The organism is Streptomyces sp. NPDC059850 (genome assembly GCF_042731515.1).
GTDB lineage: Bacteria > Actinomycetota > Actinomycetes > Streptomycetales > Streptomycetaceae > Streptomyces.
In genome coordinates this window covers 30,052-47,672 of sequence record NZ_JBHWJI010000030.1, presented here as the reverse complement: position 1 = coordinate 47,672, position 17,621 = coordinate 30,052, and the positions used below count along the sequence as shown (strand labels likewise).

Genomic DNA, 17,621 nt, shown 5'->3' with positions numbered 1-17,621 from the left:
ATGGCCGCGGAACCGCGGAGTCCGGGCGCCGGGCTCCAGGGCTCGCGCTGCTCCGGCTGCGCGGTGACCGCCTACCCCGCACAGGGCGCGTGCCCGCGCTGCGGAGGAGCCGCCGAGCCGGTGGCCCTCCAGGGCACGGGCACGCTGTGGACCTGGACGGTGCAGCGGTACGCCCCCAAGTCGCCGCCCTACCAGCCCCCGCCCGGCGGCTTCGTGCCGTTCGCGCTGGGGTACGTCGAGCTGCCGGAGGGCGTGCGGGTGGCCGCCGTCCTCGACGTGGACGACCTGGCGGACGTACGTATCGGCATGCCCCTGACCGTGACCGCGGGCCCCGGCGTCCCCCGGGCCAGGCCCACCGCCCCCGGCGAGGAGGGAACATGAGCACCGAAGTCCTGATCTGCGGCGCCGGGCGCACCCCGTTCGGCCGGTCCGAGGCGACCGGCCGGCAGCTGGCCGTCGACGCGGTGAACGCCGCGCTCGCGGACGCCGGAATCGCGTGGTCGCGCGTGGGGGCCGCGTTCGGCGGCAGCGACAGCGCGGGCCTCGCCGACACCCTGGTGGCCCAACTCGGCCTGATAGGGCTGCCGTTCGTCAACGTCAAGAACGGCTGCGCCACCGGCGGCAGCGCGCTGATCTCCGCCGTCAACGCGATCCGCTCCGGCATGGCCGACGTGGTCCTCGCCGTCGGCTTCGACAAACACCCGCGCGGCGCCTTCGACCCGAGGCCCGAGGACTGGGGCCTGGGCGCGGAGTACGGCAGCGACGGGCTGATGGTGACCACCCAGTTCTTCGGCATGAAGACCCAGCGCTATCTGCACGACCACCAGGTCACCTCGCGCACCCTCGCCCTGGTCGCCGAGAAGGCCTACCGCAACGGCGCCCTGACCCCCGAGGCATGGCGGCGCAAGCCGCTGTCCGCCGAGGAGATCCTCGACTCGGGCATGGTCAGCGACCCCCTGACCCGCTTCATGTTCTGCTCACCCGGAGCGGGCGCGGCCGCGCTGGTGCTCTGCTCGCCGGAGGCCGCCCGCACCATGGACGGCTCGCCGGTGACCCTGCGCTCGGCGGCGCTGCGCACCCGGCGCCACGGCTCGTTCGAGGTCTTCAGCCCGTCGATCCCGGCGGGCGAGCCGACCAGCGTCAGCCGCGACGCCTCGGCCGAGGCCTTCGAACAGGCCGGGCTCGGCCCCCGCGACGTCGACGTCTGCCAGCTGCAGGACACCGAGAGCGGCGCCGAGGTCATGCACATGGCCGAGTGCGGGTTCTGCGAGGACGGCGAGCAGGAGCGGCTGGTCGCCTCCGGCGCCACCGGCATCGGTGGCGCGCTCCCGGTCAACACCGACGGTGGCTGCATCGCCAACGGCGAACCCATCGGCGCCTCGGGGCTGCGCCAGGTCTACGAGATCGTCCAGCAACTGCGCGGCCGGGCCGGTGAACGGCAGGTCCCGGGCAGTCCCCGCGTCGGCTTCACCCATGTGTACGGCGCCCCCGGCGTGAGCGCCTGCACGGTGCTGTCCCGCTGAATATGTCCCCCGATGGGAGGAGGTGGCAGAAGAGATGAGCGGCATCCCGGAACCCGAGGAGTTCCGCGCCCGCGCCCGGCAGTGGCTCGGCACCGTCGCCCGGACCCGCACCGCGGACGGGGAGTGGGGCAGCGGCTCCGACTCCGTCGCCGTGTTCGACAACTGGACCGAGGAGCAGGAGCGCGCGCACACGGCCCGCGTCCAGGAGTGGGAACGCACCCGCTACGACCAGGGGTGGTCCGCACTCACCTGGGAGGAGCCATACGGGGGCCGGGGCCTGCCCGCGTACTACGAGCAGCTCTACCGCGCCGAAGAAGCGGCTTTCGACGTGCCGCACCGCCCCGAGATCTTCCCGGTGACACAGGCACTCGTCGCCCCCGCCATCGCCATCTGGGGCACCGGCGAGCAGAAGGAGCGCTGGCTGCGGCCCATGCTGCGCACCGACGAACTGGCCTGCCAGCTCTTCTCGGAGACCGAGGCCGGATCCGACCTCGCCGCCGTCCGCACCAGGGCGGTCCGCGAAGGCGAGGACTGGGTGCTGACCGGGCACAAGGTGTGGACCTCCGGAGCCCGCGTCGCCACCTGGGGCGTCGCCGTGTGCCGCACCGATCCGGCGGTGCGCAAACACGCCGGGATCACCGTCTTCCTGGTGCGCATGGACGCGCCCGGCGTCACCGTACGGCCCATCCGGCAGATGACCGGCGGCACCAGCTTCAACGAGGTCTACCTCGACGGCGTGCGCGTCCCCGACACCGACCGGCTCGGCCCGGTCGGCGAGGGCTGGCGGGTCACGCTCAGCGTGCTGGCCGCCGAGCGGCTCGACTCCGGCAGCCTCGGCCTCGACAACGCCGACCGGGCGCTCGACCTCGCCGCCCACCTGCCCCGCCCCCTCACCGGCGCCGAACAGCAGCGCGCCGCCGACCTCCACATCCGCACCCTGGTCCAGCGGCTCATCGGACTGCGGGTCACCGCCGCCCTCGTCGCCGGACGCGAACCCGGCGCGGAGGCCTCGGTCGGCAAGCTGTACGCCACCGAGACCATGCGCCGCACCAGCGACCTGGTGTCCGAACTGCTGGGCCCGAGCCTCGTGGCGGACACGGGGGAGTGGGGCACCTACGCGTGGACGGAACATCTGCTCGGCGCCCCCGGCTACAGCATCGCGGGCGGTACCGACGAGATCCAGCGCACCATCCTCGCCGAACGCGTCCTCGGCCTGCCCAAGGAGCCCGTCCGATGAGCACCGCCACACAGACGCCGGAGCTGGCCGCCCGGGTCCGCCACCGGCTCGCCCGCCACCACCCGGGCGCGCCCATCGGCGAGCTGACCGTACTGCCGGGCGGCCACTCCGGGCTGACGTACTCGGTCACGGCGGGGGAAGCCCGCTACGTCGTCAAGGCGGTGCCGCCCGGACAGCGGCCCGTCGGACGCAACGACGTGCTGCGCCAGGCCCGGGTGCTGGGCGCGCTGGACGGATCCGCGGTGCCGGTGCCGGGCGTCGTCGCCGTCGACGAGACCCAGCCCGCCTGGTTCGCCATGGACTTCGCGGCCGGGGAGGCCGTCGAACCAGTCCTCGACGAGCACGAGTTGCCCGCCGCGACGGCCCGCGCCCGGATGCTGGAGATCACTGGCGTCCTGCGGCGGCTGCACACCACCGATGTACGGGCGCCCGCGCTCGGCGCGCCCGAACCTCTCGACGCCGCCGGTGAGCTGGAGCGGTGGACCCGCACGCTGCACGCCGTCCCCTCCGAACTGCGGCCCGGCGGGGAGGAGTTGCTGGCACGTCTCGCCGACGGTGTGCCGAGCGCCCTCCCGCCGGTGCTGCTCCACGGGGACTTCCGGCTCGGCAATGTGCTGTGCGTGGACGAGCGCGCCGTGGCTGTCGTGGACTGGGAGATCTGGAGCGTCGGCGACCCGCGCATCGATCTCGGCTGGTTCCTGCTCTTCGCCGACCACCGCAACTTCCCCCGCCTGGGCCACCCCGTGCCCGGCCTGCCCGCCGAGAACGACCTCCTGGACACCTACTGCGACGGCGGGCCAGCCCTGCCCGCGATGGACTGGTTCCGGGCGCTCGGCCGCATGAAGATGGCCGCGATCATGGGCCACAATCTGCGCCGCCACCGCGAGGGCAAGCACCACGACCCGGACCAGGAACGCCTGCCGCCCACCATCGCCGCGATGATCCGCACGGCACGCGACATCCTCGGCTGATCGCCCCATTGAACAGGAGCAAGCGTGGATTTCGGATTCTCGCCCCGCGCGAGTGAACTCCAGGACCGCATACGGTCGTTCATGGAGCAGCACGTCTTCCCGGCGGAAGCGGTCTACGACCGGCAGCTCGCCGAAGCGGACGACCCGCACGCGCTGCCGCCGGTCATGGCCGGGCTGAAGGAGAAGGCCCGCGCCGAGGGCCTGTGGAACCTCTTCATGGCACACGGCGACTGGGGCGCGGGCCTCACCAACCTCGAATACGCGCCCCTCATGGAACTGGCCGGGCGCTCCATCATCGGCCCCGAGGTGTTCAACTGCTCGGCGCCCGACACCGGCAACATGGAACTCCTCGCCCTGTACGGCACCCCCGAGCAGCAGGACCGCTGGCTGCGGCCGCTGCTGGAGGCGGAGATCCGCTCGTGCTTCGCCATGACCGAGCCGGAAGTCGCCAGTTCCGACGCCCGCAACATCCGCACCCGCATCACCCGCGACGGCGACACGTACGTCGTCAACGGCCGCAAGTGGTACACCTCCGGGATCCTCGACCCCGACTGCAAGCTCATCATCCTGATGGGCAAGACGGATCCGGAGGCGCGCACCTACCAGCAGCAGAGCATGCTGCTCATCCCCCGGGACACCCCGGGCATCACCATCCTGCGCGACCTGCCCATGTTCGGCTACACCGACCGGCTCGGCCACGGCGATGTGCTCTTCGAGGACGTCCGCGTACCGGTGGCGAACATCCTCGGCGGCGAGGGCGAGGGCTTCGCGCTCGCCCAGGGGCGGCTGGGACCTGGGCGGATGCACTACGCGATGCGCGCCGTGGGCTTCGCCGAGCGCGCCCTCCAGCTGATGTGCGAGCGCGTCACCGCGCGCACCGCCTTCGGCGGGCCGCTGGCCGACCGGGGCGTGGTGCGGGAGTGGATCGCCCGCAGCCGCATCGAGATCGAGCAGCTGCGTCTCCTCGTCCTCAAATCGGCCTGGCTGATGGACACCGTCGGCAACGCCGCCGCCCGCATGGAAGTGGCCGCCATCAAGGTCGCGGCGCTGGAGGTCGCCCACAAAGTGGTCGACCGCGCGGTGCAGGCACACGGCGCGGCGGGCGTCAGCGACGACACCGTACTGGCCCGGCTGTATGCCATCACCCGGGCACTGCGCATCGCCGACGGCCCCGACGAAGTACACCTGCGCACGGTGGCCCGCCAGGAACTCGCGCCCTACAAGGAAGCCATCAAGAAGACCGGCCGGAAGACCGAGACGGGGGCAGCGTGAGCGCCAACAGCCTAGACGGCAAAGTGGCCGTCATCACCGGCGGATCCCGTGGCATCGGCCTCGGCATCGCCACCGCCTACCGGGCGGCCGGAGCACACGTCGTGATCGCGGCCCGCAAGGCCGCCGGACTGGACGGGGCGCGGGAGGAGCTGCTGCGCGTCAAGGGCGACGGGGACATCCACACCGTGGTGGCCAACGCCGGTGAACCCGAGCAGGCGCAAGGCTGCGTCGAGGAGACCATGGCCCGCTTCGGCCGCCTCGACATCCTCGTCAACAACGCGGCGACCAACCCGTACCACGGCGATCTGCTCGACCTGGACCTGCCGCGCGCGGAGAAGACCGTCCGCGTCAACCAGTACGGCATGGTCGCCTGGACCCGGTACGCCTGGCAGGCGTGGATGGCCGACCACGGGGGAGCGGTGGTCAACATCTCCTCCGTCGGCGGGCTCGTCGTCGATCCGCACATCGGCTACTACAACGCCACCAAGGCCGCCATGCTGCACATGACCCGGCAGCTCGCCTACGAACTCGGGCCGCGCGCCCGCGTCAACGCCATCGCCCCCGGCCTGATCAAAACCGAGCTGGCGCGCGCGGTGTGGGAGGTCCGCGAGCCGATCCTCACCGCCAAGCTGCCACTGCGGCGCCTCGGCACAGTGGAGGACGTGGCCGACGCGGCGCTCTTCCTGGCCTCCGACGCCTCCTCCTGGATGACCGGCCAGACCCTGGTGCTCGACGGCGGCGCGACCGTCCTGCCGATCGGGGTGGAGGGATGAGCACACCGCGACCCGCCGCCCAGCTGTTCTCGCTCCAGGGCAGGACAGCCCTGGTCACCGGCGCCTCCGCCGGGCTCGGCGCCCGCTTCGCCACCGTCCTCGCACAGGCCGGTGCCACGGTGTTCGCCGCCGCCCGGCGTCTGGACCGGCTGAAGGAACTCGCCGACTCCGACGCGCGCATCCACCCCGTGGTCTGCGACGTCGCACGGGAGGCGGACCGTACGCGGCTGGTCGAGACCGCCCGCGACGCCACCGGACACGTCGACATCCTCGTCAACAACGCCGCGACCTCCGGTGAGACCCGCGCCGCCGACGAGTCCCCGGACGCCTTCGCCGATGTCCTCGGCGTCAACCTCACCGCGCCCTTCCACCTCGCGCGTCTGGTGGCGGAGGCACCCGCGGAGGAGAGCGGGCCGCCCCGCAGCATCATCAACGTCTCCTCCATCCTCGGCCTGGTCACCGCCGCCCCGCTCGGCGGCGCGAGCTACTCCGCGTCCAAGGCCGGACTGATCGGGCTGACCCGGGAGCTGGCCGGACAGTGGGGCCCGGGCGGCACCCGCGTCAACGCGCTCGCCCCCGGCTGGTTCCGCACCGAGATGACCGCGGACCTCTTCGGCGACGAGCGCTCCGCCCGCTGGGTCGAGCGCAACACCCTGCTGCGGCGCGGCGGCGACGGCCATGAACTCGACGGCGCGCTGCTGTTCCTCGCCTCCGACGCCTCCTCGTACTGCACCGGGCAGATCCTCACCGTCGACGGCGGATGGACCGCGCGATGACCGTCTCCCTCGACATCGACGACGGCCTCGCCCACCTCACCCTGCGCCGCCCCGAGGCGGGCAACGCCATCGGCCTGGACCTGGCACGCGGACTGCTGGACGCGGCACGGACCTGCGCGGCGGAGGGCGTACGGGCCGTCCTGCTCACCGGCGAGGGAAAGTCCTTCTGCGTCGGCGGCGACCTCAAGGAGTTCTCCGGGCTCTCCGGCGCGGCACTCGAGAAGCACCTCACCGCCGTGACCGACGCCCTCCACGACGCGCTGCGCACCCTCGCGGCGAGCGACGCGCCCGTGGTAGCCGCCGTCCAGGGCGCCGTCGCGGGCGCGGGGCTCGGCCTGGCCGCGTCCGCCGATGTGACCCTCGCCGCCGACACCGCCTCCTTCACCGTCGCGTACACCGGCATCGGCTACACACCCGACGCCGGGGTCAGCTGGTTCCTGCCCCGCCTCATCGGCCCCAAGCGGGCCCTGGACCTGCTGCTCACCAACCGCCGCGTCCCGGCGGCCGAAGCCGCGGACCTTGGGCTGGTGAGCCGGGTCGTCACCCCCGACCGGCTGGCCGAGGAGGCCGCGCGCACGGCCGAGGCGCTGCGCCGCGGACCCACCGCCGCCTTCGGCGCCACCCGCCGTCTCGTCGCCGAAGGACTGAACGACGGCCTCGGCCCGCAGCTGGACCGGGAGGCCCGCGCGATCGCCGCCGCGGCCGTCTCCGACGCCGGAGCCGAGGGTGTCGCCGCCTTCCTGGGCAAGCGTGCGCCCGATTTCACCCGCGCCGCCCCCCGTGCCTGAACCCGTTCCGAAACCCATGTTCCGAAACCCATGGAGCCCGCCATGTCCGAAGCGTTCATCGTCGGAGCCGTCCGCACCCCCGTCGGCCGCCGCAAGGGCGCGCTCAGCGGTGTGCACCCGGCCGACCTCGGTGCCCATGTGCTGCGCGCCCTGCTGGAGCGCACCGGCGCCGACCCGGGCGCCGTCGACGACGTGTACTTCGGGTGCGTCGGCCAGATCGGCGCCCAGACCGGCAACGTCGCCCGCACCGCCTGGCTGTCCGCCGGACTGCCGCAGCACGTGCCCGGCACCACCATCGACCGCCAGTGCGGTTCCTCCCAGCAGGCCGTGCACTTCGCGGCCCAGGCGGTCGGCTCCGGCGCCGCCGACCTGGTGGTCGCGGGCGGGGTGGAGGTGATGAGCCTGGTGCCCATCGCCAGCCCCATGTACGTCGGCGAACAGGCGGGCCTCGGCAGCCCGTACGCGGGGGACGGCTGGCGCGACCACTTCGGCGACCAGGAGGTCTCCCAGTTCCGCGGGGCCGAACTGATCGCCGAGAAGTGGGGCATCTCCCGTACGGACATGGAGGAGTTCGCGCTCACCAGCCACCAGCGGGCCGTCGCCGCCCAGGCCGACGGCGCCTTCGACGACGAGATCACCCCGGCCTTCGGCCTCACCGCCGACGAGGGCCCGCGCGGCGACACCACCCTGGAGAAGATGGCCGGGCTGAAGACCCTCACCGAGGACGGCCGCCTCACAGCCGCCGTTTCCAGCCAGATCTCCGACGGCGCCGCCGCCCTGCTGATCGCCTCCGGTGACGCGGTGCGCCGCCACGGTCTGACCCCGCTCGCCCGGGTGCACACCATGGCCGTCGTCGGCTCCGACCCGATCTACATGCTGACCGGCCCGATCCCCGCCACCGAGAAGGTCCTGGACAAGGCCGGGCTGCCGATCGGCGCGATCGATCTGGTCGAGATCAACGAGGCCTTCGCCTCCGTCGTCCTGGCCTGGCAGAAGGAGACCGGCGCCGCGCCGGAGCGGGTCAACGCCTTCGGCGGCGCCATCGCGCTCGGACATCCGCTCGGCGCCACCGGTGCCCGGCTCATGACCACGCTCGTCCACCAGCTGCGCAGGACCGGGGGACGCTATGGCCTGCAGACGATGTGCGAGGGCGGCGGCATGGCGAACGCGACCGTGCTGGAGCGCCTCTGACCCGAGCCGGGCCGAGTCACGCCGGGTCGGCCCGAGCCGATTGGCAACTGAGTTCAGCTTGGGTCTACTCTCGGGTACCGACGAGGTGGACGGCGGCCAGGAGACGGGGTCATGGCGACAAGGGTTGAACCGGAAGCGGGACCGAGGTCCAAGCGCGCCGCCATTCTGGCGGCCGCCGTCGGCTGCTTCGGAGAGACGGGCTTCGAGGCCACCAAGTGGTCCACCGTGGCGGAGCGGGTCGGCATCGGGCAGACCGCGCTGTACCACTACTTCGAGTCCAAGACCCACTGTCTGCTCACCATCATGCGGCTGGAGCTGCAGCGCTCCCACGACAAGTTCACGGAGGCCACCGCCGACGTCACCGACCCGGTCGAGGCCCTCAGGGCGGCCGTGCACGCGGCGTACGACGTCTCCGACCACGAGGTTCTGCAGATGCGCATCCTGCACAACCACATGGACCTGCTCTCCGGCCCGCGGAAGTCCAAGCGGGAGGAGGCCGAGCGCGTCGAGGCCCGCCGGCTGGTCCAGCTCGTCGAGCGGGACTGGACGAACCTGCTGGTGAGGGGCATGTCGCAGGGCGCGTTCCCGCTCCGGGACGCCCAGCTGCTGGGCGCGGGGGTGCTCGGCCTGATCGTCAGCGTCTGGCGGTGGTACCGGCCGTCCGGGCCCACGCCGCTGTCGGAGATCAGCGAGCTGATCGAGGGCGCCTGCGTACGGATGGTCGCCACGTGACGCGCTGAGCGACCCCGTTCGCTCCCGGCCCCCGGTGGACTTCCGCCGGGGGCCGTCTTCCGTTCGTCACGACTCTTGTCAGTCTTGTTTCCGCAGGATTAGCATCCGTATTGAACTGAACTCAGGTTGATCTAGAAGGTCGCGGACCTGGGTCCCGGGGCGCTTGGCCGCCAATCGAAGGGGCACCCTCATGGTGTTGCGCGCGTATTTCGCCGGTATGGACAGCCACCAGCCGGAACAGACGCTCGAACTGCTGGAACCCGATTTCCGGTTCCTCATCGCCCTGCCGGGCAAGGAGGTCACCGGCACCTCCAGGGATGACTTCGCCGCGTACATCGCGGGCCGCAATCCCGTGGACCGGACACACGAGATCCTGCGCCACGGCCGGGACGGCGACCTGGAGACCGTATACGGAGTGGTGACCGAGGGCGGGGAGTACAAGGGCTCCTTCCACTCGGCCGCGGTGCTCTCGCCCGGCGGACTCCTCGCCCGCTACCAGGCCTTCTTCCACATCGACTTCCAGCTGATCGACTGGGCCGGGGAGAGGAGCCGGGTATGACGGACACCCCGGCGGCGGCCCCCTTCCTCACCGCGTGGTTCGAGATCCTCGACGGGGACGAACCCTCCCGGATCCTCGACCTGATCAGCGACGACTTCGCCCTGTCCATCCTGTTCTCCACCGGCGACGGCAATGCCACCGACTTCGCGGGAGGCCGCGCCGCCCTGGTCGGCTACCTCGAACAGCGCGAGAAGGGCACCCGCACCCACCACCGGCTCGCGGCGACCACGCTCGGCCGGGACGAATTCTTCCTGGGCGAGGTGCGGCGCGCGGGGGTCCCCGAGGCGACCTTCGTCGCCACCGGGCGGATGAACGGCGACGGCAGGCTGCGGCGCCTGCTGATCGGGCGCTCGTCGGAGATCCGCTTCACCTGAGCCCTGACCACTCACCCTGCGGAGGAGCTTCATGTACAACCTGGTCCTGCTGGCAGCGCGGCCCCCGGAGTGGACACACGAGCAGTTCATCACGTGGTGGCGCGGCGACCACGCGGAGCTGACCTGCCGCCTGCCCGGACTGCGCAGCTGGCGGCACACCGAGATCGACGCCGCGCTGGAGCCGCGCTCCGACGGCTGGGACGGTCTCTCCGTCCTCGGCTTCGATTCCCCCGAGGACCTGAAGAAGGCCCTCGCGAGCCCCGAATGGGCCGCTGCCGTCGCCCAGGTGGGCGACATGAAGGGCCGCCGCATCGCGGTCATGGGGCACGAGGCGGAGCTGTTCGCCGCCTGAGGAGGGGACGAGATGCGGGAAGTAGTGCGGGAGTTCCAGCGGCGGGCCGCCGAGGCCGACTTCGTCGCCGTCATCGACGACACGGGCAGCCATACGGCACGGCAGCTCCTCGACGAGGCCACCCGGCTGTCCGCGGCGCTGTCCGAGGGCACGGCCGACGGAACCGTCGGCACCGTCATGATCCAGGCGGACAACTCATGGCGCACCGTCGCCGCCACCCTCGCCGCGGGCCTCAGCTGCGGCGACGGCGGGGTCATCGCCCTGGTCAACCGGCACACCACCCAGGCTGAATTCGCCACCGCCTGGGCGGACATCCGCCCGGACGCCGTGGTAGCCGAGGACTCGGCGATCGACGCGTGGGCGGTGCCGACACGGCTGCCCGGCCCGGCGCGGACCGTGCTCGACGGCTGGACGTGCCTGACCGCACCCGGCGAACGCGAGGTGTCCCGGTGGTCGGGCGGCGTCCTCATCGGCCTGACCTCCGGATCGACCGGGCGGCCCAAAGGCGTCGTCCAGTCCGAGGAGGCCCTGCGCTACGCCGCCGCGACCACCATCTCCGTCAACGGCCTGTCGCCGGGCGACGCCGTCGCCGCGATCGTCCCGCTGTCGTCGACGGCCGCGTACTGCTTCGGCGTCTATCTCGCCCTCCTGCTGCGCGGGCCGCTCGTCATGACGGGCAAGTGGGACCGGGCGCTCGCGCTGCGGCGGATGGCCGAGACCGGTGTCCGCTGGACCATGTGCGTACCGACCATGGCGCTGCAGATGGGCGACGAGGCGGCCGGTTCCGGCGTCCTGGGGGGCGTCCGCTCGATCACCGTCGGCGGCGGGCCCATGGACCGCACGGCCCTGGCCCGGGCCGAACAGTCCCTGGGCACCAAGATCCTGCGGGTCTTCGGCATGTCCGAATGCCTCGGCCACACCTCGCCGCGCCCCGACGACCCCGAGGAGATCCGGCTCGGCAGGGACGGCCGCCCCTTCCCGGGTACGGACGTGCGCGCGCTCACCCCCGACGGCCGGGTGGCCGGGCCCGGGGTGACCGGCCGGGCGCAGGTGCGCGGCCCTTCCCTCTTCCTCGGCTACGCGGGCGACGGGCGGGCCGTCCCCCCGGCGCTGACGGAGGACGGCTTTCTGCCCACCGGCGATCTGCTGATGTCCCACGAGGACGGCACCCTCACCATCATGGGGCGCGAGAAGGACATCATCATCCGGGGCGGCCGCAACATCGACATCACCGAGATCGAGCGCGCGGTCGCCGGACACCCGCGCGTGGCCCGGGCGTGTGTGGTGCCGGTCCCCGACGACATCCTCGGCGAACGCGTGGCGCTGCTCGTCGTCACCACGGACGGCCGGCCCGTCGATCTGGCCGAGATGACCGGCCACTTGGAGAGCATCGGATTGTCCAAGACCAAGTGGCCCGAATACGTGTACGGTACCGACGAGTTGCCCCAGACGAAGGTCGGCAAGCTCGACCGGGGCGGGGCCCGGGAGTTGGCCGCGGGCCTGCGGGCTCAAGAGCCCGGCCGGGCCTGACGAGGGGGTGGGTGCGCGAGCGGCCGCCGCCGCGGCATGCCCGCCCGCGTGATCCAGGCAGTTCAGCAACGAGGAGGATCATGACAGCGCGGTTCGACCAGGGCCCGTGGGCAGCGTCCGGAGTCCAGACGGTACAGCCCGGGGTACACCGCGTACCCCTGCCGCTGCCCAACGACGGCCTGCACGCCGTGAACGTCTACCTCCTGGAAGACCTGGACGACGACGGCGGCATCGTCATGATCGACGGCGGCTGGGCGATCCCCGAGGCGCGCAAAACACTTGAGGAAGCTCTGGCCGCCATCGGCCGCGACCCCGGCGACATCAGCCACATCCTGGTCACCCACATCCACCGCGACCACTACACCCACGCCGTGGAACTGCGCCGCCTGCTGGGCTCACGCGTCTACCTCGGCGCGGGGGAACGCCCCGGACTGGAGATGCTCGACCGGCTGCGCAGCGACCGGCCCGCCGGTTCACTGCGCACCCTGCGCGCGGCGGGAGCCGGGGAACTCGCCGACCAGATCGAGGCGATGGACCACGGCGGCTACGACCCGAGCGTATGGGAGGCCCCCGACCGCTGGCTCGCCGCCGAAACCCTCCGCTTCGGCGACCGCGCACTGCGGGTCGTGCCCACCCCCGGACACACCAAGGGCCATGTGGTCTTCCTGGACGAGCAGCGCGGACTGATGTTCTCCGGGGACCACGTCCTGCCGCACATCACCCCCTCCATCGGCTTCGAACTGGCCGAACCGGGGGGCGCTCCGCTCGCCGACTATCTCGACTCGCTACGGCTGATGACCCGCTACGCCGACGCCCGCCTGCTGCCCGCCCACGGGCCGGTCACCGACAGCGCCCACACCCGGGTCGGCGAACTGCTCGCCCACCACGACGACCGGCTGGCCGCGAGCCTGACCGCGCTGGGAGAGGACACGCTCGACGCCCACGCGGTGGCGCGCGGACTCGCCTGGACGCGCCGGGCCGTGCCGTTCGGGGACCTCAGCGCCTTCAACCAGATGCTCGCGGTCAACGAGACCGCGGCGCACCTGGACGTCCTCGTGCTCCGAGGGCAGGCGACGGTGGCGTTCACCGACGGCGTCAACCAGTACACCCGCGTGGGCTAGTGCCCCCTCGTCAGGGAGTGCGCGGTCAGCGGGTGCGCAAGCCTGCCTTCACCTTGTCGAAGACAGGACGGTAGGTGCCCCACTGCGCGTCGGGCGCCGAGAGGTAGATGTCGACCTCCCTTTCGCCCTCCCGGCCGAAGCCGAGGTCGATGGCGCGGAAGGTGCGCACCCTCCCGGCGAACGTGCACTCCCATATCGCCGCGGGCTGCCCCCGGAAGGTGGTGCGGTCCAGGCGCAGCCGCCGGTACACGTCGTAGTTCTTCTTGGTGTTCGCCTCGATGTCCCGGAAGTGCGCCACGGGCGTCGGACCGGCCGGGTCCACCGTGCCGATCGAGATCTGGACCAGTCGGGAGGGGTCGATGTAGCTGACCCCGTCGCTGGTGCGCTTGTCCAGCTTCCACCCGTTCGGTACGGGGAAGGAGACGCCGAGGTTCTTCTCCTCCACCAGGTGGTAGCCGTGGGGGACCGCCGGGGCTTTCGCCTTGCCGTCGTCGCTCGGCTGTACGCCGCCGTCGTTCGGCCATACGGCGTAGGCGCCCGCCGCCGCCGCGGTCGTCAGCGCCACCGCCATGGCGCTCCACACCACGCGGCGGCGCCTGGGACGCGTGCCGCCGCGTCGCTCCGGAGCGTCCTGCCGCGACGCCGGAGTGTCTTGCCGCGAGGCCGGAGTGTCTTGCCGCGAGGCCGGAGTGTCTTGCCGCGAGGCCGGAGTGTCTTGCCGCGAGGCCGGAGTGTCCTGTCGCGACGCCCGGGCGGCACCGGTCGGCCGCAGCGCCGTCGGCTCCTCCGCCGCCACGGCCTTCAGTTGCCGCTCCGTCTCCTCCGCCGACGGCCGCTCGCCGGGCTCCTTGGCCAGCAGCGCTTCGATCAGTGGCGCCAGCGGCCCGGCGTGTCGCACGGGCGGCAGCGGGTCGGCGGCGGTGGCGTAGGCCGTCTCGATCGCCGTGTCCCGCCGGAACGGGGGAGCACCCTCCACCGCTTGGTACAGCGTCGCGCCCAGTGCCCAGAGGTCCGAGTGGGGACCGGGCTTCTGGCCCCGGATCCGCTCCGGCGCCATGTACTCGATGGAGCCGATCATCTCGCCGGTCCGGGTCAGCGTCGATGTTCCACTGGCCACCGCGATGCCGAAGTCGGTGAGCACGATCCTGTCACCGGCGCCGAGCAGCACATTGCCGGGCTTGACGTCACGGTGCAGCACCCCGGCCGTGTGCGCGGCCCGGAGCGCGGCGACCATCCCCCGGCCCATCCGCGCCGCCTCCTGCGGCGGCACGGTCCCGCGCTCCTTGAGCAGCGCGCCGAGCGTGGTGGACGGCACGTACTCCATGACGATGCACGGCAGCCCCTCCTCGTCGTCCACCACATCGTGGACGACGACCACACCGGGGTGCGTGATGCGGGCGGCGCTGCGCGCCTCACGGCGGGTGCGCTCGTACAGCGTGGAGAGTTCGTCGTCGGAGAGGTGGTGCGGGGCGTGCAGCCGCTTGACCGCCACCTGGCGGCCCAGCACGGTGTCCTCGGCCCGCCATACGGTGCCCATGCCGCCGCTGCCGATGCGTTCGGTCAGCCGGTACCGCCGTGCGACCAGCCGCTCGTTGTCCGACACCGCGTCCCTCTTCGTTCCGCCCTGCGCGTGCTCGATGTGCCTCGACACGATAACCGGCCCGACCAGCCACGTCCCCATGGCCCTCCCCGCGTGCCGGGTACTGTCCCGCGCATGGCGATGATGACGCAGCCGGATGGCCAGTGGCTCGACCGCGCCCTGCAGTTCGCGGGGCTGACCTGGACGTACCCGCCCTATGAGGCGCTTTTCGTACGCAACGGCTGGCATCTGTCGGGGCCCGATGGCGAACCCGTCATCCATGAGATGGAGATATGGCCACCGCCCGGCGAGGACCACGACGAGGGCTGGCACCTCTGGATCGGCAACCACCCCGGCTGTGAGGAGGACGGCGCGGAGGTGGCGTGTGCCCACGCCGCGTGCCGGGAGGACCGCGGGGTGCTGATGCCCCTGGCGTACAGCGCGTTCGAGGTGTGCGAACCGGACGGGACGTCGCTGCCCCCGGAGGAGGTCTGGGAGTTCGGCGCCTTCACCGGCTGGCGCTGGCGGCCGGAGGCCACCGAGGACGACTGGGCATCCGCGTACCGGGCGGCCGAGGAACTGCTGCGCACCCGGCTGGGCGAGCCGGTGCCCCGGCCGCCGGACGAGGCGCTGGACGCCGAGCGGGGCGTGGTCTGGGCGTACGGCGATTCCGTGGTGACCCTTTTCGAAGGCCCCGAACTGCTGAGTGACGGCCAGTACGACTGGATCTGCGTGGAGGTGAGCCCCCGGCGCACACCCTGAGCCGAGGCGTCAACACCACGCACCCCGCCCGGCCCCGGAACCGCGCGCCCCCGAATGGCGACCTGTCAGGGTAAGTCGGGGGACGGACGAAGGGGCGTGGTGGCATTGAGAGGGTTAGGCGTCGAGGACGGGCGCGGATTCGGCACCGCCGACGAGATCCGCTGCTGATGGCGGGCGAGCGGGCGGGGCTCTGGGGCCGTTTGGTGGGCGCGTTATCCGGGCGGAGCGAACCCGGGCGCCCCACGGAGGAGGGGGAGGTCTGGACGTACACCCCGCCCGGCGTCCCGGCCGGTTGCCGGGAACTGCGGGTGTGCCAGGTGCCGGAGGGCGAGGACTTCGCCCGGCTCACCTGGCAGGTGTGCGGCGTGTGCCGCCGGGGCCTGATCCGGAAGATCCGGGTCGCCGACCGGTGGCAGCGCCGGGGCTACGGGAGCCGCATGATGATGCGGGCCCTGCGCGGCGGTGAGACGTACACCTGGACGACCACCAAGCAGTCGGAGTTCGGGGAGAGCTTCTTCGCGGCGCTCGAGGCCGCCACCGGCATCGAGTTCAGCCCCGGTGCCCGGGCCTGCGACCACATGCGGGCCGCGCGGAGCGCCGTGCGAGGTGAGCCGAGCAGGGAGCCCCCGCAGCCGTACGACAGCCCCGGTGAGCCCCGTTGGTCCCACCGGGACGGGCTGGGCTGAGCCGCGGGGGCGGCGCAGGGCTCACCGTCCGCCCGCGCCCTCCACCAGCACATCGCTCGCCGGGCGGCGCATCACGACACGTGGGGGCTTCCGGGCTGCCGCCGGGGGTGCCGCCGCCCCGGGGTCGGACGGATGGGGCGGCGGCAGGGACGGTACGAGGCTGCGCAGCGCCTGCGAGGGCTCCAGGCCCAGTTCGTCGAGCAGCACCCGGCGGCACTGCTCGAATTGCCGCAGCGCCGCGCCCCGGTTCCCGGCGGCGAGATGCGCCGTGATCAGCACGCGGTGAGCGCTCTCCCGCAGCGGCTCCGCCCGGACGGCGGCGAGCCCGGCGGCGACGGCCTCACCGTGGCGGCCCGCCGCCGTCAGCCGCTCGGTCATCGCCTCCAGGGCGTACAGCCTCAGTTCGTGGTACTGCTCCTGCTCGATCAGCACCCACTCGTTCTCCGACCACTCCGGTAACAGATCGGACGAGAGGTCAGCCCGCGTCTGGGTGGTGAGGATGTCGTCGCACGGGCGTGACATGTCGAGCAGCCGGTGCGCGCGCGTGGCCGCCGCGTGAATGTCCACGTCGATGTGTTTGGCGATCGCCAGTTCCTGTGAGGACGCGTCGATGACCTGATGTCCCGTCCGGGTCGCGCGCCACAAAGACGATCTGAGGTTGGCGTTGGCGCGGGACGCCGTGACGTCGGGCCACAGCATTCCCGCCACATAGGTGCGGGTTCGCGGCATGTCCTGCAGGGCGAGGAACGCGAGGAGGCGCTGGGCGCTGGAAGAAAGGGGAACGCGTTTGTGATCGACCGATAGCGTGAAGCTTTTGAGCAGCCTCAACGTTAGGACGTGGCCTTCTGAGGTCATCGGCCCCCCGGGCGATATCAGCTTCGGTGAAAGATCCCCAGCAAAAGATCGCAGTAAAAGATCCTCAGTGAAAGATCCCCAACCGGCAATCGGGATGCTGCCCAGCCATGTTACGAGCAATTCATGATCGTGTGTCCAGCCCTTCGGGTACAGAATGTTATATGGCCGGGCATCACCGGGGCGTCGCGGAAACGTCACCTCTCGGGTTCGAGTAACTGATCGAGCCAGGCGCGCACGGTGCTGAGCACATCGTCCACCGCGCTCACCGCGGTCGGAGGCACCTGGTGGCGGCCGCCCGTCCACACAATGCGCGCACGGAAGCCGTCCGGCCTTCCCTCTTCCACCCACACTCGGAGGATCAGGACGCCGGCCTGCTCTGAGTGGATTTCCATGGAAGGAAAATATGCCTTATCCGTGTCACCCCGGCGTTGTCGGCGCGTGACCGCCGACGTCATCGCCGGGCGACGGAACGGGCTGGTGACGCTCGTGTGATGGATGAATCGCGATGGAGTCACGCGGGGCCCTGCATCCTCGTCGAGG

At 72.1% G+C, this 17,621-nt stretch carries 20 protein-coding genes; 17 read left to right on the top strand and 3 right to left on the bottom strand.

Features of this window, described 5'->3' with window-relative positions; genetic code table 11:
* The 15 genes from ACFV9T_RS24285 to ACFV9T_RS24215 all read left to right on the top strand — a co-directional run bounded on the left by ACFV9T_RS24285 (position 1) and on the right by ACFV9T_RS24215 (position 13,199).
* On the top strand, positions 1-381 hold the full coding sequence (locus ACFV9T_RS24285) for a Zn-ribbon domain-containing OB-fold protein (RefSeq protein ID WP_385443804.1): 381 nt from the start codon (positions 1-3) through the stop codon (positions 379-381).
* Positions 378-1,523 carry a thiolase family protein gene (locus ACFV9T_RS24280; protein WP_385443802.1) on the top strand — a complete coding sequence of 382 codons (1,146 nt, stop codon included), beginning with the start codon at positions 378-380 and terminating at the stop codon, positions 1,521-1,523. Before ACFV9T_RS24285 ends, ACFV9T_RS24280 begins: the two co-directional genes overlap by 4 nt.
* A 34-nt stretch (positions 1,524-1,557) precedes the next feature.
* Complete coding sequence (locus ACFV9T_RS24275; protein WP_385443800.1) at positions 1,558-2,760, top strand: acyl-CoA dehydrogenase family protein; 1,203 nt, start codon at positions 1,558-1,560, stop codon at positions 2,758-2,760.
* Positions 2,757-3,731 (top strand): phosphotransferase family protein, encoded by a 975-nt coding sequence (locus tag ACFV9T_RS24270; RefSeq protein WP_385443798.1) that lies wholly within the window; start codon positions 2,757-2,759, stop codon positions 3,729-3,731. Before ACFV9T_RS24275 ends, ACFV9T_RS24270 begins: the two co-directional genes overlap by 4 nt.
* Positions 3,732-3,755: 24 nt before the next feature.
* Positions 3,756-5,003, top strand: a complete 1,248-nt coding sequence (locus tag ACFV9T_RS24265) for an acyl-CoA dehydrogenase family protein (protein ID WP_385443795.1) — start codon at positions 3,756-3,758, stop codon at positions 5,001-5,003.
* On the top strand, positions 5,000-5,776 hold the full coding sequence (locus ACFV9T_RS24260) for an SDR family oxidoreductase (RefSeq protein WP_385443793.1): 777 nt from the start codon (positions 5,000-5,002) through the stop codon (positions 5,774-5,776). The genes ACFV9T_RS24265 and ACFV9T_RS24260 overlap by 4 nt, the downstream gene beginning before the upstream one ends.
* Positions 5,773-6,552, top strand: coding sequence for an SDR family NAD(P)-dependent oxidoreductase (locus ACFV9T_RS24255; RefSeq protein ID WP_385443791.1), 780 nt, complete (start codon positions 5,773-5,775; stop codon positions 6,550-6,552). Before ACFV9T_RS24260 ends, ACFV9T_RS24255 begins: the two co-directional genes overlap by 4 nt.
* Positions 6,549-7,340 (top strand): enoyl-CoA hydratase/isomerase family protein, encoded by a 792-nt coding sequence (locus ACFV9T_RS24250; RefSeq protein WP_385443789.1) that lies wholly within the window; start codon positions 6,549-6,551, stop codon positions 7,338-7,340. Before ACFV9T_RS24255 ends, ACFV9T_RS24250 begins: the two co-directional genes overlap by 4 nt.
* A gap of 42 nt (positions 7,341-7,382) precedes the next feature.
* Positions 7,383-8,531 (top strand): acetyl-CoA C-acetyltransferase, encoded by a 1,149-nt coding sequence (locus ACFV9T_RS24245; protein ID WP_385443787.1) that lies wholly within the window; start codon positions 7,383-7,385, stop codon positions 8,529-8,531.
* Positions 8,532-8,642: 111 nt separating this feature from the next.
* Positions 8,643-9,263, top strand: a complete 621-nt coding sequence (locus ACFV9T_RS24240) for a TetR/AcrR family transcriptional regulator (RefSeq protein ID WP_385443785.1) — start codon at positions 8,643-8,645, stop codon at positions 9,261-9,263.
* Between the two features lie 190 nt (positions 9,264-9,453).
* A complete protein-coding gene (locus ACFV9T_RS24235) occupies positions 9,454-9,822 on the top strand; it encodes a nuclear transport factor 2 family protein (protein ID WP_385443783.1) in 369 nt (122 codons plus the stop codon).
* The gene (locus ACFV9T_RS24230; protein ID WP_385443781.1) at positions 9,819-10,196 is read left to right on the top strand and encodes a hypothetical protein; all 378 of its coding nucleotides are present in this window, start codon (positions 9,819-9,821) and stop codon (positions 10,194-10,196) included. Before ACFV9T_RS24235 ends, ACFV9T_RS24230 begins: the two co-directional genes overlap by 4 nt.
* A 31-nt stretch (positions 10,197-10,227) precedes the next feature.
* Positions 10,228-10,548 carry an EthD family reductase gene (locus ACFV9T_RS24225; protein ID WP_385443779.1) on the top strand — a complete coding sequence of 107 codons (321 nt, stop codon included), beginning with the start codon at positions 10,228-10,230 and terminating at the stop codon, positions 10,546-10,548.
* A 12-nt stretch (positions 10,549-10,560) separates the two neighbouring features.
* The gene (locus ACFV9T_RS24220; RefSeq protein WP_385443777.1) at positions 10,561-12,078 is read left to right on the top strand and encodes a class I adenylate-forming enzyme family protein; all 1,518 of its coding nucleotides are present in this window, start codon (positions 10,561-10,563) and stop codon (positions 12,076-12,078) included.
* A gap of 80 nt (positions 12,079-12,158) precedes the next feature.
* Complete coding sequence (locus ACFV9T_RS24215; RefSeq protein WP_385443775.1) at positions 12,159-13,199, top strand: MBL fold metallo-hydrolase; 1,041 nt, start codon at positions 12,159-12,161, stop codon at positions 13,197-13,199.
* Positions 13,200-13,224: 25 nt separating this feature from the next.
* On the opposite strand, the gene ACFV9T_RS24210 is transcribed toward ACFV9T_RS24215, so the two are convergent.
* Complete coding sequence (locus ACFV9T_RS24210) at positions 13,225-14,880, bottom strand: protein kinase (RefSeq protein WP_385443773.1); 1,656 nt, start codon at positions 14,878-14,880, stop codon at positions 13,225-13,227.
* 33 nt (positions 14,881-14,913) lie between these two features.
* On the opposite strand from ACFV9T_RS24210, the gene ACFV9T_RS24205 reads away from it, so the two are divergent.
* A complete protein-coding gene (locus tag ACFV9T_RS24205) occupies positions 14,914-15,540 on the top strand; it encodes a hypothetical protein (protein WP_385443770.1) in 627 nt (208 codons plus the stop codon).
* A 167-nt stretch (positions 15,541-15,707) separates the two neighbouring features.
* A complete protein-coding gene (locus tag ACFV9T_RS24200) occupies positions 15,708-16,226 on the top strand; it encodes a hypothetical protein (protein WP_385443768.1) in 519 nt (172 codons plus the stop codon).
* A 21-nt stretch (positions 16,227-16,247) separates the two neighbouring features.
* Here the strand turns inward: ACFV9T_RS24200 and ACFV9T_RS24195 are convergent, their stop codons facing one another.
* On the bottom strand, positions 16,248-16,955 hold the full coding sequence (locus ACFV9T_RS24195) for a BTAD domain-containing putative transcriptional regulator (RefSeq protein WP_385443766.1): 708 nt from the start codon (positions 16,953-16,955) through the stop codon (positions 16,248-16,250).
* A gap of 320 nt (positions 16,956-17,275) precedes the next feature.
* Positions 17,276-17,473, bottom strand: coding sequence for a hypothetical protein (locus ACFV9T_RS24190; protein ID WP_385443764.1), 198 nt, complete (start codon positions 17,471-17,473; stop codon positions 17,276-17,278).
* Positions 17,474-17,621 lie beyond the last annotated feature (148 nt).